Below are 14092 nucleotides of genomic sequence, written 5' to 3'. Positions count from 1 at the left end.
GCGGGCCCCTTTGATGATTGGTCCTTCGGCTTGCCTCGAAGGCGAAAAATGCAGTCGGGAATACACCCGTGAGCAGTGATGCTATCGACAGCGCAACGAACGCTCTGAATTCGTTGACCGATGTGGAAGCGGCGCGCTGGGGCCGGGATTTGAGTACGCTGTTGCGCATCACGTGTTTGAATTTGCGGCATCCCTGGCAGGTCGCCTTCGCTATGGGCTCGACGATCATGGCGGCAATCCTCCAGTTGCTCATTCCCCAGCTTCTCGGCCGGGCTGTCGACCAGACCCAGACAGTTATCGGGGGCGGTGTCGCGGGGAGCGCGGCAGGACAAGCGCTCTGGGCCCCGGCTCTCCTGCTGCTCGCCGTCAGCGCGCTGCGCGGCGTTTTCACGATGGCGCAGAACTATTTTGCCGAAGCCGTCGGGCATCATGTCGCGTACGAACTGCGGCTCGCCTACTACGACAAGATCCAGCGTCTCAGCTTTTCCTTTCACGACCGGGTCCATTCAGGCGATCTGATCACCATCGGAATGCTCGATCTCCAAGGCGTGCGGATGTATTTTTCCACCGCGCTCGTTCGCGTGGTCCTGCTCACCATGCTGATCGGGATCGGCGCCTACATGATGATCTCGACCGATCCCATGCTCGGCCTGGTCGCGCTGAGCTTCGTGCCTTTTGTCGCCTGGCGCTCATCGACCACACAGCTTAGGCTGCGCGCCACCTGGCTCGACCTGCATGAGCGGCTTTCGGTACTAAGCCGCGTGATGGAGGAAAATCTCGCAGGCATCCGCGTGGTCCGCGCTTTTGCGGCTCAAGCCTATGAGATGCTGAAGTTCGACGGCGCTTCCAAGAACGCGCTCGACCTCGCCAACGACCGCGTCGACATTTACGTGCCCAGCACGTCGGCGATGACCTTGTCCTTCTTTTTCGCAATGGGATTGGTGCTCTGGATCGGTGGCAGCAAGCTCGTCGCTGGCGAGATCAGCGTCGGAACGGTGGCGACCTTCCTGACCTTCATGACAATCCTGCAAATGCCAGTCCGCCAGATCGGCCTCATGGTCAATGCCTTTGCCCGCGCTTCTAGCTGCGGTTCGCGGCTTTTCGGTCTCCTCGATCAGGAGATCACAATCAGGGATGCTCTCGAGGCCAGACCGCTTGAGATAAGCGACGGCACTCTGCGCTTCCACAATGTCTCGTTTGCGTACCCCAGCGCCGAAAACCGCGCCATTCTGAAGAACCTCAGCTTTGAGGCCTGTAGAGGCGAGACGATCGCGATCGTCGGTCCGCCGGGTTCCGGCAAATCGACGATGGCTCATCTGGTCCCCCGCTTTTACGACGTGACCGGTGGCGCCATCACGCTGGACGGCCAGGACATACGCAATGTCACCCTCGCGACGCTTCGCAAGGCGGTCGCCGTCGTACAGCAGGATGCATTCCTATTCACCACCACGATCGAGAACAACATCGCTTATGGCGATCCCTGGGCGAAGAGAGAGCGAATAGAACGCGCTGGCGAATTCGCCCAGCTCCACAACTACGTACTCGGGCTCCCAGCAGGCTACGAGACGGTCGTGGGCGAACGCGGCGTCTCTCTCTCTGGCGGCCAGCGCCAGCGTCTCACGATTGCTCGCACCATGATGCTGCGCCCCTCCGTCGTCGTTTTCGACGACTCAACGGCCGCGATCGATGCCGGCACCGAGCAGCGCATCCGCGCGGCGATGCGGCGCTTCGCCAAGGATCGGGTGACGATCATCATCGCGCACCGGCTGAGTGCGCTTATGCACGCCGACCAGATCCTTTTTGTCGATAAGGGCGAAATAGTAGAACGCGGGACGCATCAAGAGCTTTTGGCGAAGCGGGGACGCTACAGGGCCCTTTACGATCTCCAGACGCGCCCGGGTGATGACATCATGACCCAGTATGGGGGTGCCCGCTGATGGCCCAGGGCCGCGCCGGCGAACTCGAAGCCGAACGTGACGACGGCAGACGCCCTCCGCGCGCGGTTGTCGGCTCGCACCGTATCGAGGAGGAGATGTTCGGCCGGGCTTTCGACAAGAGCATCCTCCGGCGCATCTGGGCCTTCGTCCGTCCCTATCGTGCCAGGGTAGTCATCACGATTGCCGCAATGCTGATCTTCACCGGGACGCAGCTTCTCGTCCCGTTGATCATCCGCTCCGCGATCGACCAGGGCATGAACCCGGCAAGGACCGATCGCTCAGCCCAGCTTGCGGCCGTCGGCGCGTTCGTTTTGGCGATTTTGGTCAATTTCACCGCCGGCTACATACAGGAGACGGTGGTTGGGAAAGTGGCCGAAACTGTCCTGTTCGACATCCGCCGCGCCATGTTCGGCCATCTGCAGAAGGTTTCGCTCTCCTTCATGGACAAGACCGAGGTCGGACGCCTGATGTCGCGCCTGCAAGGCGACGTCAACTCCATACAGGAATTCCTCGAAACCTCGGTATATTCCGTAGGCGATGTTGCGCTTCTCTTCGGCATCGTTTTCGTAATGCTGTGGCTCGACTTCCGCCTCGGCCTCCTGACGCTCTCGGGCCTGCCGGTCCTGGTGATCGTCCGCATTGTCTGGCTGCCGCGTGCCCGCGACGCCTTCATGGCTGCACACGAGACTAATTCCGTGGTCAACGGCGCGCTGGCCGAAGCCATTCACGGCGTGCGCACCGTCCAGTCCATGGACCGCCAGCAGGTGAATTCCATTCTTTTTGACGACAAGGCCCATGCCAACCTCAGGACCCACCTGATCGCTGCCAAATATGCACTGGTCATGGTGCCTATCGTCGATGGCCTCACCGGCCTCGCCATGGCCGCCGTTATTGTGGTCGGCGGCTCGATGGTCATGAATGGCCGCATAGATGTGGGCATATTGGTTGCCTTCCTATTTTACATCCAGCGCTTCTTTGACCCGATCCGCTCACTCTCCCTGCAATATTCGGTCATGCAGCGCGCCATGGCCTCAGGCAAGCGCCTGACCGATGTGCTCGACGTCAAGATCGATGTTCAGGACAAACCCAATGCCGAGGTGCTTTCGCCCGAAATGGACGGCTCGGTCGAGTTCAGGGACGTCACCTTCGGCTACAATCCGAACCGTTCGGTGCTGAAAAATGTTTCCTTCCGGGTCAATCCCGGCGAGACGGTCGCACTGGTCGGGCCGAGCGGTTCTGGCAAATCGAGTGCGATGGCCCTGGTCCACCGCTTCTATGATGTTCAGCAGGGCCAAGTGCTGGTCGGCGGACATGATGTGCGCGATCTCACCCAGGAATCGCTCGGCCGCCAGGTCGCCATGGTGCTGCAGGAGCCGTTCCTGTTCACCGGGACGGTCTTCGAGAACATTCGATACCACAAGACAGAGGCCACGCGCGACAAGGTGATCGAGGCGGCCAAGGCGGTCGGCGCCCACGACTTCATCATGAGCCTCGCCGACGGGTATGAGACCCAACTTGGCGAACGCGGCGACAACTTATCTCTCGGACAGCGCCAGCTTATCAGTTTCGCCCGCGCCCTCGTCGCCGACGCCAAGATCCTCGTGCTCGACGAAGCTACCGCCAACATCGACAGCTACACGGAAATGCAGATTCAGAAGGCTCTGATAAAGCTGCTTGAAGGGCGCACTGGCCTCGTCATCGCCCACCGTCTTGCCACGATCCGGGGTGCCGACCGCATCATCGTGCTTCAGAATGGCCAAGTTGTTGCGACTGGCAACCACGATCAGCTAATAGCCGTGGGGGGCCTGTATTCCAAACTCTACAATCTCAACTACGCCTCCTTCGACGATATTCCCGAACACGATACGACCGTACAAGCCGGCTCCGAGACCTGACGTCTTGGCGGCCTTGTGGTACTGGCATTGACTTCGGGCGTGCCGGCGGACACTCAGGCCGCCGAAGACGAGGAAGCAGGCAGCATTCATGCAAAGCACTCGCGCAGATCGTGAAGACCGGCTGCGAACGATTTCCTTCAGCATCGTTATCCCGACCGCGGTGCACCCCGCGGCATCGGGCGAACTCGCTCCAGGTGGTGTCCCTCGGCGTAGCAAACCCGCTCGCGAGCGCGCCCTCAACAGCGCCGTAGCGAGTGACGGCTTTGCTACCGCCGAGCCGCTGATGAAGCTGGATCTGGGCGCCGCACCGGCGCCGCCCCGGGCGAGAAGAACCTCTGCGGCGGGCTATGTGCAACGACTAGCGCGAGCGCGACGAGCAGACGCGTGCCGGCACCGTGACGCGCTCGGCCATCATCTCCTTAGGATCGTGCAGGCTCACACGGAGCCTAGACGCCAGCCAACGCACAAACACGGCAATCTGTGCTGCCGCTCGTGCGTCAGTTTGGCCTCCGTCCCGATCTTGCCGTCTCCACCACGTGCACGCTCGAGCACGTGGATGCCAGGGAGCGCTGCTATTTTTACCTTCCGAAAATTGCCTGGTCAGCCAACTCGAGCCATGATTTCGGATTGAATGGTCGTCGCGGTGTATAGGGAAGCGTCTAGCGGCAGATTCCCAAATGCCAGTTGACAAAGAAGGTAGTTGGCACCTGCCTCTTCCAACTGACCAAGCAGAGCTTCTCGCACAGACGCTGCTGATCCTACCACGCACAATTCACTCTCGACTGCCGCATCGAAGGTCAGCGGCAGGTTTGGTGGAGTGGGGATAGCGTTAAGCTCGTAAAGGAATTGGAAGCTCTTGAGCCATCGTTCGTAAGCAGGTGCCGCGAGCGAATAGGCATGTGTGTCACAACGCCCAACCACGACCATGCGGAGCAATCCAATAAATGGCGCTCGATCGCCGGTGTCAGTGTTGTCCTCTCGATAGGCGCGGAACGCATCAGTAGTTTTGCGAACAGAAGAGGAAGGTCCTACACACGCGATATTTGCTCCATTCGCAGCGGCCCAGGCTGCGGACTCGGGTCGATTGGCGGCGACCCATGTCGGCGGATGTGGACGCTGATGAGGTCTTAGCGTCAAAGGAACGTCATTGAGCTCAAAATGGCGGCCTTGATAGCACAGCGTGCCAACCTTCATGGCATTAACAAGTATTTCAACAAGAATTTCGCTGGCTTCCGCATAGCGGCCCGGCACCGCGTCCGCACCAATCCCGAAGTAACCCAATTCGATCGGGAGAGCACCGCGCCCTATGCCCAGTTCGAGCCTGCCACCGCTCAACTGGTCCAGCATACAGATCTCTTCGAACGCACGCAGCGGATGATAAAGCGCAAGCAGCATCACCAAGGGTCCGAGACGCAGGCGCCGGGTGCGCTGGGCGACGCTCGATAAGAACAGATTCGGCGATGGACCTCTCCCATGGGGGGTACAGTGGTGCTCTGCGAGATGATAGGCATAGAACCCTAGCTGATCGCACGCCTCTGCTAATATCAGGCGATCTTCGTACTGCCGGGCGATATCGCGGCCGTCCTCGTCCAGATGATCGAAGATGCCGAAGGCTAGGTTTGAAGGAAAGACGTTTGTCACTCGATATTGTCCCCGATTTTAAGGCAGGCTGTTCTCTTGCTGGGATGACCAAGCAAGTCGAAAGATAGCAGTGTGTGATCTCGGATTAGCGTCAGCGTACCGAACACGCAGAGCCTGACGCTCCCCTGCCCGTAGTGCTTGGTATGTTTAAGCTTCCAACTATATCGCGAGCGGCAGCAAGAAATGCATCCAATTGCTCTTTTGTGCCGATGCTGACGCGGATGCAATGTTCCAAACCATTGTCCGGAAAGTAGGCAACGAGTATCTTTTGCCTTTCCAAGGCTGCTTGCCACCATGAGCCGTCCTGTCCCGCTGGCACACGGGCTAGCAAGAAATTTGCGTGGGAGGGCGTTACGGAAAATCCAAGTTGCGACAGTGCGGCTGTCACTCGCTGTCGTTCATGTCTGATGTGCTTGTGGTTCTCTGCGTAGGCGCCGCGATGCGCAAGCACGCTGATACCAACCGCATGCCCGATCACGTTCATGTTGAAGACGTTCTGGATGTTGCGCAGCCTGCCAATAATCTCAGGGTGACCGAGACCGAAACCGACGCGAATGCCGGCGGCGGCATAGCTCTTCGAAAATGTTCTCAAGATCAGAAGGTTCGAATAACGGTTGATGAGGCGCAGCCCGTGATCGGGTGCAAAGTCGACGTAGGCCTCATCAAGGACGACCAGGCGATCCGATTGTGACACGAGGCGTTCGATATTGCTTATCGAGAGGAATGTTCCGGTCGGATTGTTTGGATTGGCCACTAGAATGAACTTGGCGTCTTTTGCCGGACCGGAGAGCAATTGCTCCATTGGCAGCGAATGAGTTTGACATCCGATCTCGAGAAACTCAGCACCATGCAACATGGCAAGTTTGCGGTTGAACGAAAACCCTGGCGATATCATCGCCACCTTGTCGCCAGGGGCGAGGAAAGCTCTGTAGATGAGTCCGAGCAGTTCAGACGACCCGTTGCCTGCGATGACCTGATCCGTGGATACGCCATAGGTATTGGACGCTGCTTCCCTCAAGCTGATGTTATCGTCGTCCGGATACAGATACTGGCGATTGAGGGCCGCCACTGCACTTTGCATTATGATTGGCGGCAACGGAAACGGGTTCTCATTCGTATTCAGCTTGACAAAACTTCTGTCCGGCGCTGGTCCGTTGGACGGCAGAGCATCTAACTGTCGCGTCCCTTGCGGAAGAGACGAAAGCACAGCTTGCAGTTTTGCATCGGACATATTTTATCTCCGTTTCAGTCGCACAGGTTCATCCGTATGAGCTCGCAACGAGAGCAACATGGCGGACGGATTGACGATGGCAGCGTCGCCTTTCACAAGATGGTCGCAACGCCGGCTGCCACGGGAATTCGGCCAGGCTGTCCTCGGTCGGATCGACTTGACGCGGACGCGGACCTGCATCCCTGCGCGGGCCAAGCCGCTAAGCGGTCTCAGCTAATCCGCCTGAATCATGCTTTCACAGACGCTTGACCTCGATGCCGTATTTCCTCAGCACGTAGCCAATCTGGCGCGGGGTCAGTCCAAGCAGGCGCGCCGCCTTTGCCTGCACCCAGCCACATCTTTCCATGGCAGCAATGACGCGCTCGGCGTCGGTGGTCCTCGCGCCCAATGAGTGGGTTGCTCCGGCAGGCGGGACTGTGGTGGCGGCCGAACGAGCGGCCGCATCCGGAGGCGTGGCCGGATTCACTGCCTCTGGCAGGATTGGCGCTGGTTGCAGCGCGGCCTTGCCCGATCTGCTCTTCCGCAGCGCCTCGGCAAAGCACTGGTCGTGGGAGCACGCAAAGTCGTTTCTCCCGATTGATAGTCCCTCCGCCAGGATCGCTGTCCGGTGCACGCAATTTTCAAGCTCGCGAATGTTGCCGGGAAATTCACATTTCATCAGTACTTCAATCGCACGCGGATCGAAGGTCAGCGTACGGCCGTTCTCATCGTTGAAATTCTTGAGAAACTCAGCTGCGAGGAGCGGAATATCGCTGCGCCTTTGGCGTAACGCCGGCACCAGCAAGGGAACCACGTTGATGCGATAATATAGGTCGGCGCGGAACTCATTCCTTGCAACCGCCTCTTCAAGGTTCCTGTTCGTGGCGGCAATCACGCGAACGTCGACCTTGATGGTCTGGTTGCTGCCGACGCGCTCAAACTCCTGCTCCTGCAGGACGCGCAGTAGCTTTGCCTGGAAGGAGGCCGAGATCTCGCCGATCTCATCCAGAAACAACGTCCCCTTGTCGGCGAGCTCAAAGCGGCCCTTGCGGGAATTGAACGCGCTTGTGAAGGCACCCTTCTCATGACCGAACAATTCGGATTCCAGGACTGTCTCTGGCAGCGCTGCACAATTGAGTTTGATGAAGGGCCGCTTGGCGCGCGGCGACAACTCGTGAATTGCCTTGGCGACCAGCTCCTTCCCGGTACCGGATTCGCCTCGCAACAGAACCGTGGTCTTTGCCTTAGCTACCACTGCGATCTTCTCGAGCAGCGCGCTTAGCGCCGGACTATCGCCAATCATTCCCTTGACGTGAACCTTCTTGCGCTGCGGTGCAGGGTGCTTGACATCAGAGAATTGCGTTTGCAGCCGATCTTCCACCTCCGTCGGTCGTTCGCGGTCGCCCGCGGAGAAGCGGTGCAACTTGACTGTCTGTCCCACCATGTTGGCTATCATGGTGAGCAGCCGGACATCATAATCGAGCCGATACGTTGACCTGCTGTCCAAGGCGCGGTCGATAGTCAGCGTGCCTACGGCGTTCCCATCAATACGAATGGGAACGCCGATGAAGGACACGGTGTCGGAGGCCCCAAGCACCTCTACGTCAGCGGCAGTGAAGGCCGAATGCACCGCTATGTTCTCGGCGACGAGCGGCGTGTCCGTCGTCACAATCAGATCGATTGCCTTGCGCGGCAGGCGCATCCGGGAGCGCTCATCGCTGTTCTCGTCGCAGCCGGTGACTACGGTGATGTCCAGTACGCCCTCAGCGTCGAAGAGAGCGATGATGCCGTGCCGCATCTGCACAAACGAGGGCAGGAGATCGACGACCTTGGCCAACGTGACTTCGAGCCGGGCGGGGTCGGTGAGTACTTTCGATATTTCGAAGATGCCGGTAAGCGCGTGCTCATGCGATGGCACAAAAGGGACCGCGGTGTTCATCTCGGACTTTGGGTAAGCCCTTTTCGCATCCGGAAGCGAAATGCGGCACTCGCTGGCATTTTGTTCTGATTTGGGAATGTTGTGGTGCATATGATCCTCGATCTCGCGCCATGAAATGCATGCCGGCGGCATGTGCGCCCGCGACGTCGCGGGCAAGCGCGAAAATGCTCTGACGTGAACTCGTGCCACCGCCGTGTGGTCGAGTGCAAAGCGGGTCGACCCCTGACGCATCGCTTGGCTCTCCCTCCACGAAGCTTGGCCACGTTCTCGGCTTGCACGGGGGCAACCACACGTTGATTTTCAAAAGACTGGAGCGAGGCGGGATAGTCAATCCAGCTTTCTTTCATTCGTGAAAGGAAACCTCGCGGCCTATGATAGAATTCATCAGTTCTAATTTTTGTCGGCGATGTTGAACGACAGAAATACGGCGCCGGCGATGCGGTGCCCGAGCGGCTGACCGCGCCGAGTATAAATTGCCGGGCCGTGCCATTCACCAGCGCCTGCGAACCAGGGGCGGGAGCGATAATCGCCATTTCCTCGATATTGATGACGCAGATAAGGCGGCGGCGTCGCGTGTGAAGGCGCGAAGCTGGCGGTCGAGCGCGGCTTTCTCGGCGGTGCTCGGAACTTCTGAACCGCATCGTCGCGGTCAGCACCAGCGGCGTCAATCCCTACGTCTCGACGTCGCTTTCAAGCTGTCGCTGCAGCGGGAGCGCGGCAAAGAACACGGCAATTCTCCGCTCTGGTGCCAGCGATGCGGCCCTTCCCAAAGTCGGCAAACCGAGGAGCCCACCACGATGTGCAGCAAAACCGCAAGCCAGGGAGATCGACCGGCAATCTGCCGGAGAACATCAAGCGCGTGCTGGACGGCGGCCTTGTCATTCCCGTCTTGTGCCACCGCATCCGATCATTGGCGAGCCCAACGTCAGTTCAGGTCATGCGGATCCATTTGGCATGGGTATTGCGGCGGCGTTGGTGCAGCGTTCGACCGGAGCGCCGCGATAGGGAGAAGCCCGGGAGAAGTCACGCCACCTCGATCAGGGAGAGAGAAACAGTGTCAGCTGCACAAGTCCGCGGCGCGAGTCCCGCGCCCCGCAAACCCTTCTATGCCAAGCTTTACGCGCAGGTGCTTGCCGCCATCGCCCTCGGCGTCGCAATTGGCTATTTCTATCCGGGGACCGGCGAGAGCCTGAAGCCGCTGGGTGATGCCTTCATCAAGCTGGTCAAGATGATCATCGCGCCTGTCATCTTCCTGACAATTGCGACCGGCATTGCCGGCATGAACGATCTTCACAAGGTCGGCCGGGTCGCCGGCAAGGCAATGGTCTATTTCCTCACCTTCTCGACGCTCGCGCTGATCGTCGGCCTCATCGTCGCCAATGTCGTCCAGCCTGGCACCGGCCTCAACATCGATCCGACCTCGCTCGATGTCCAGGCCGTGAATACCTATGCCGCAAAGGCCCACGAGCAGTCGGTCACCGGCTTCCTGATGAACATCATCCCGCCAACGATTGTCGGTGCCTTCGCGGAAGGCGACATCCTGCAGGTCCTGTTCTTCTCGGTTCTGTTCGGCATGGCGCTGGCAACGGCCGGAGAGACGGGCAAGCCTGTCGTCTCCTTCCTTCAGGCGCTCATCGCGCCTGTCTTCAAGCTCGTTGGCATTCTGATGAAGGCCGCGCCGATCGGCGCTTTCGGCGCAATGGCCTTCACGATCGGCAAATATGGCATCGGTTCGGTCGTGAACCTCGCGATGCTGGTCGCGACGTTCTATTTCACCGCCTTTCTTTTCGTGTTCGGGATTCTCGGCGCGGTCTGCCGCTACAACGGCTTTTCGATCTTTTCTCTCATTCGCTACATCAAGGAAGAGCTGCTGCTTGTGCTCGCAACGTCCTCCTCGGAGGCCGCGCTCCCCTCGCTCATGCAGAAGATGGAGAAGGCGGGCGCCAGGCGTTCGGTTGTGGGTCTCGTCATCCCGGCCGGATATTCGTTCAATCTGGACGGCACGAATATCTACATGACCCTGGCGGCCCTCTTCATCGCGCAGGCGACGAACACGGACCTGTCAATCGGCGATCAGGTGCTGCTGCTGCTCGTTGCGATGCTTTCCTCCAAGGGCGCTGCAGGTGTCACAGGTGCGGGCTTCATCACCCTGGCTGCTACGCTCGCCGTAGTTCCGAGTGTTCCCGTTGCTGGGATGGCACTGATACTCGGCATCGACCGCTTCATGTCCGAATGTCGGGCGTTGACTAATTGCGTTGGTAACGCAGTGGCATCCCTCGTCGTCGCCCGCTGGGAAGGAGAATTGGACCAAGCGCAGATGAAAGCCGCCTTCTGCGGTAATCAGCTTGCCGAGGCATCAAACCGGCTATCCTCCGCCGAGTAAGGTCGACGCATCGCGACCGGTTTCGGCAAGCTGGTCACATGACCTGAACGATCGACTCGCAGGCTCTAAACGGCGCCTCACGAACCATGTATCAGAAGCGCTAAATGTGTGAGTGCAAATCATCGCCGCCCTAAGCGAATGAACCTTCCGTTATACCCGGCCGGTCTACGTCTGGAGTAGTCCAATACGCTGTCGATCATTCAGTATGCGGGCGTCTTCACTTTGCCCACCCGAAACCATTGTCGAATCGCGCTAGGTGACAGAGAGCCAGCCTGCGTCAAAAACCAATCAGAATAGGACCCATGACCAAGCGCCCCACAATTGCCGATCTCGCCCGCGAATCCCGAGTCAGCGTAGCAACGGTCGATCGGGTTCTGAACGCCCGCCATCCGGTGCGCGAGGAGACCGCGCGGCGGGTCCACGACGCCGCCCACGCGATCGGCTATCATGCTGCCGGGCTCATCAAGCAGCGCTTGCGGCGAGACCTACCGTGCTACCGTCTGGGCTTCATCTTGAGAAAACCGGCCCAGCATTTCTACCAAGACTTTGCGCGCGAGGTCGAAGCGTCGGTCAATTTGGCCCAGTCCTTCCACGGCATTCCGCTCATCCAATTCGCCCCGTCACATATGCCGAGCGACCTAATCGCACCGCTCAAGGATTTGGGCGCACGCTGCCATGCGATCGCGATGGTGGCACCGGACCACCCAAAAATTACGACAGCGGTTGAGGACCTCAAGGCCAAAGGCATTCCGGTTTTCTCGCTGCTTTCCGACTTCGCCGCCGGCGTGCGACAGGGCTATATCGGCCTCAACAACCGCAAGGTGGGGCGCACGGCCGCTTGGATGGTGTCCAAGGTCGCAAAACGGCCCGGCAAGGTGGCGGTGTTTGTCGGTAGCCATCGTTTCCAGGGGCACGAGCTCCGTGACGTCGGCTTTCGCTCCTATTGCCGTGAGAACGCGCCGACGTTCGAGGTGCTCGATCCGCTTGTGAACCTGGAGAAACGGCAGGTCACCTACGAGGCAACGCTTGATCTCATGCAGCGGGAACCCGAGCTCGTCGGCTTCTATGTCGCCGGGGGCGGCATGGAGGGCGCCATCTCCGCGGTCCGGGAAGAGGGTAAAAGTCGCGATCTCGTCGCGATCGTGAATGAAATCACGCCGGAATCTCGGGCGGCACTCGCTGATAACATCATCACGATGGCGGTCGCCACGCCAATGCGCCGGCTTTCCCAGGAGCTGATAACGCTGATGACGCGGGCTATCGAGACCGGCACTGCTGAAACACCAGGACAGACATTTCTGCCGTTCGACATTCATCTGCCGGAAAATATATGAAACTGATGGCTTCTATCGTAAGCGGGGAAGTTTCCTTTCATAAATGAGAGAAAGTTGATTGATGATCCCATCCACGCGGGGTAGCCGCACCCCCACAGGCCTCAGCCGCGGCCCAGGATGAAGCGCCAATTGGGTGAACGGATCGGCCACGCGTTCAGGCGGAAGCGCGAGGTAAATTGCCTACATCCGCAGCGTCAATCGCGACCGGCTTCATTGCCAACATCTCGACGTTGTCGGTGCAGGGCGGTGTCGTCAAGGATGCCTCACGCCAGTAGCCGAGCGAGGCCGGCACAGTCCATTGGGATTGACCTCGTCGACCGGCATCTCCTCGCCTGGCCGCGCGTGAAAAGCCCCGGTAAGGCCGGCAAAGTTGGCATTTGAGTGGGGCTAGACATCTTCTGGGACTTCGCACGCGAAATCGGAGGCGGCAGTCAACTCAGCACCAACCCGGGCATGTGTTCTGCTCGTTCCTGGCCCTCGTACTCAGCAAGGAACTGCGCCGCTCTGCCGAGCCAAAGGCCTGACGCCCGAATGGCAACCGCTCCTACGCGATCGCGACCGCCTCCAGGAAGCCCGAGACGCTCAATAGCTTTCAAGCAAAGGCGCCAGGCGAGATGCCTCCTGCAACATCATTTCCCGCATCCACAGGCTTGCCGGATCAGTATTGTGAAGCGCGGGCCATTGGACGGCCTCCGTGAATGCGGGATGAGGAAGTGGCGGCGGAAGTCCGACAATCCGCAGGGGTGTTGTTTTTGCGAAATGCTGCGCCAGCCGTAAGGGCATGGTCCCGATGCGGTTGGTGCCTGATAGGACGGGCGCGATCAGGCTAAAGCCCTGTACGACGACCTCGATACGTCTCTCGAAACCGTGCTCGAGCAAATACCACTCCTCCATGGTGGGCTGCCGGGTGTGCCTGAATTTGAGCACGACATGCCCCATCGACAAGTATCGCTCGAATGTAAGTGGCTCTGACAGCTGCTTGTTCGTGCCGCAGCCTACGCATACGAGCATATCTTCGAACAGGGCTGCGCGAGGATGTTTCGACATGAACACTTCCGGCATAATCAGAAAATCAACGTCGCCGCGCCGGAGAAGCTCCTCGGGGTCGTCGCAAATAGGCAGACATTCGAAGCGGACGGCGGGAGCTTCCCGCGCAGTACGCTCTACGATCCTCTTAAAAAGCACGAGCGTGAGGTAATCGGAAAGCATGATTCGGAAGAGACGATCCGATTGGACTGGGTTAAAGGCGTCGGAGGAAATAATCGATAGCTGGATGTGCAGCAATGCGTCCCGGACTGCTGGGGCAAGCCCCTCCGCGCGCGGTGTCAAAATGAGCTCGCGGCCGTTCATCGTAAATAGCTCATTGCTGAAGTAGGCGCGTAACCGAGCGACGGCGGCGCTCATGGCCGGCTGGCTCAGGTTAATACTGTTGGCCGCGGCAGTGACTTTACGCTCCCTGATCAGAGCGTCCAGCACAACGAGGAGATTCAGATCCAGCCCCTTAAACCGCATATCCTGATCTATCCAGCGTGTGGATGGGCATCATCTAAACAATCAATTTTACGAATTTACGAACCATGCATTAGAGGAACGTAAATGACCGACGTCAAGCTCAAATCGACGGCGCCGCCACACGGGCGGGAACATCGAGAGAGCTCATTGGCGAGCCCCCACCGGCTGGCTCACCGTCGCTAACGACAACGGTTGAGTGCAGCCAACAACGCCGCCGCTTTGGCCGGGTAATGCGGCCCGC

At 59.3% G+C, this 14092-nt stretch carries 8 protein-coding genes; 4 read left to right on the top strand and 4 right to left on the bottom strand.

Going from position 1 to position 14092, the window contains the following annotated elements; all coding sequences use genetic code 11:
* Nucleotides 1-68: 68 nt before the first annotated feature.
* Both NKI22_RS15680 and NKI22_RS15675 read left to right on the top strand, forming a co-directional pair.
* The gene (locus tag NKI22_RS15680) at nucleotides 69-1937 is read left to right on the top strand and encodes an ABC transporter ATP-binding protein (RefSeq protein WP_352705418.1); all 1869 of its coding nucleotides are present in this window, start codon (nucleotides 69-71) and stop codon (nucleotides 1935-1937) included.
* The gene (locus NKI22_RS15675) at nucleotides 1937-3832 is read left to right on the top strand and encodes an ABC transporter ATP-binding protein (RefSeq protein ID WP_352937923.1); all 1896 of its coding nucleotides are present in this window, start codon (nucleotides 1937-1939) and stop codon (nucleotides 3830-3832) included. Before NKI22_RS15680 ends, NKI22_RS15675 begins: the two co-directional genes overlap by 1 nt.
* A gap of 600 nt (nucleotides 3833-4432) precedes the next feature.
* Here NKI22_RS15675 and NKI22_RS15670 read toward each other — a convergent pair.
* From NKI22_RS15670 to nifA, 3 genes are all read right to left on the bottom strand, one after another.
* Complete coding sequence (locus NKI22_RS15670) at nucleotides 4433-5473, bottom strand: LLM class flavin-dependent oxidoreductase (RefSeq protein ID WP_352937921.1); 1041 nt, start codon at nucleotides 5471-5473, stop codon at nucleotides 4433-4435.
* Nucleotides 5474-5564: 91 nt separating this feature from the next.
* The gene (hisC, locus tag NKI22_RS15665; RefSeq protein WP_352705412.1) at nucleotides 5565-6704 is read right to left on the bottom strand and encodes a histidinol-phosphate transaminase; all 1140 of its coding nucleotides are present in this window, start codon (nucleotides 6702-6704) and stop codon (nucleotides 5565-5567) included.
* Nucleotides 6705-6939: 235 nt separating this feature from the next.
* Nucleotides 6940-8712 carry a nif-specific transcriptional activator NifA gene (gene nifA, locus NKI22_RS15660; protein ID WP_352811380.1) on the bottom strand — a complete coding sequence of 591 codons (1773 nt, stop codon included), beginning with the start codon at nucleotides 8710-8712 and terminating at the stop codon, nucleotides 6940-6942.
* Nucleotides 8713-9676: 964 nt separating this feature from the next.
* On the opposite strand from nifA, the gene NKI22_RS15655 reads away from it, so the two are divergent.
* Nucleotides 9677-11005 (top strand): dicarboxylate/amino acid:cation symporter, encoded by a 1329-nt coding sequence (locus NKI22_RS15655; RefSeq protein WP_352715594.1) that lies wholly within the window; start codon nucleotides 9677-9679, stop codon nucleotides 11003-11005.
* A gap of 302 nt (nucleotides 11006-11307) precedes the next feature.
* Nucleotides 11308-12339: a LacI family DNA-binding transcriptional regulator gene (locus tag NKI22_RS15650; RefSeq protein ID WP_352937915.1), complete on the top strand. Its 1032-nt coding sequence runs from the start codon at nucleotides 11308-11310 to the stop codon at nucleotides 12337-12339.
* A gap of 582 nt (nucleotides 12340-12921) precedes the next feature.
* On the opposite strand, the gene NKI22_RS15645 is transcribed toward NKI22_RS15650, so the two are convergent.
* Nucleotides 12922-13851 (bottom strand): LysR family transcriptional regulator, encoded by a 930-nt coding sequence (locus tag NKI22_RS15645; protein ID WP_352958564.1) that lies wholly within the window; start codon nucleotides 13849-13851, stop codon nucleotides 12922-12924.
* Nucleotides 13852-14092 lie beyond the last annotated feature (241 nt).

It is taken from the genome of Mesorhizobium sp. M0778, assembly GCF_040320105.1.
GTDB lineage: Bacteria > Pseudomonadota > Alphaproteobacteria > Rhizobiales > Rhizobiaceae > Mesorhizobium.
Note: the sequence above shows the minus strand (reverse complement) of the source record. Positions and strands in the feature narration are given on the sequence as shown.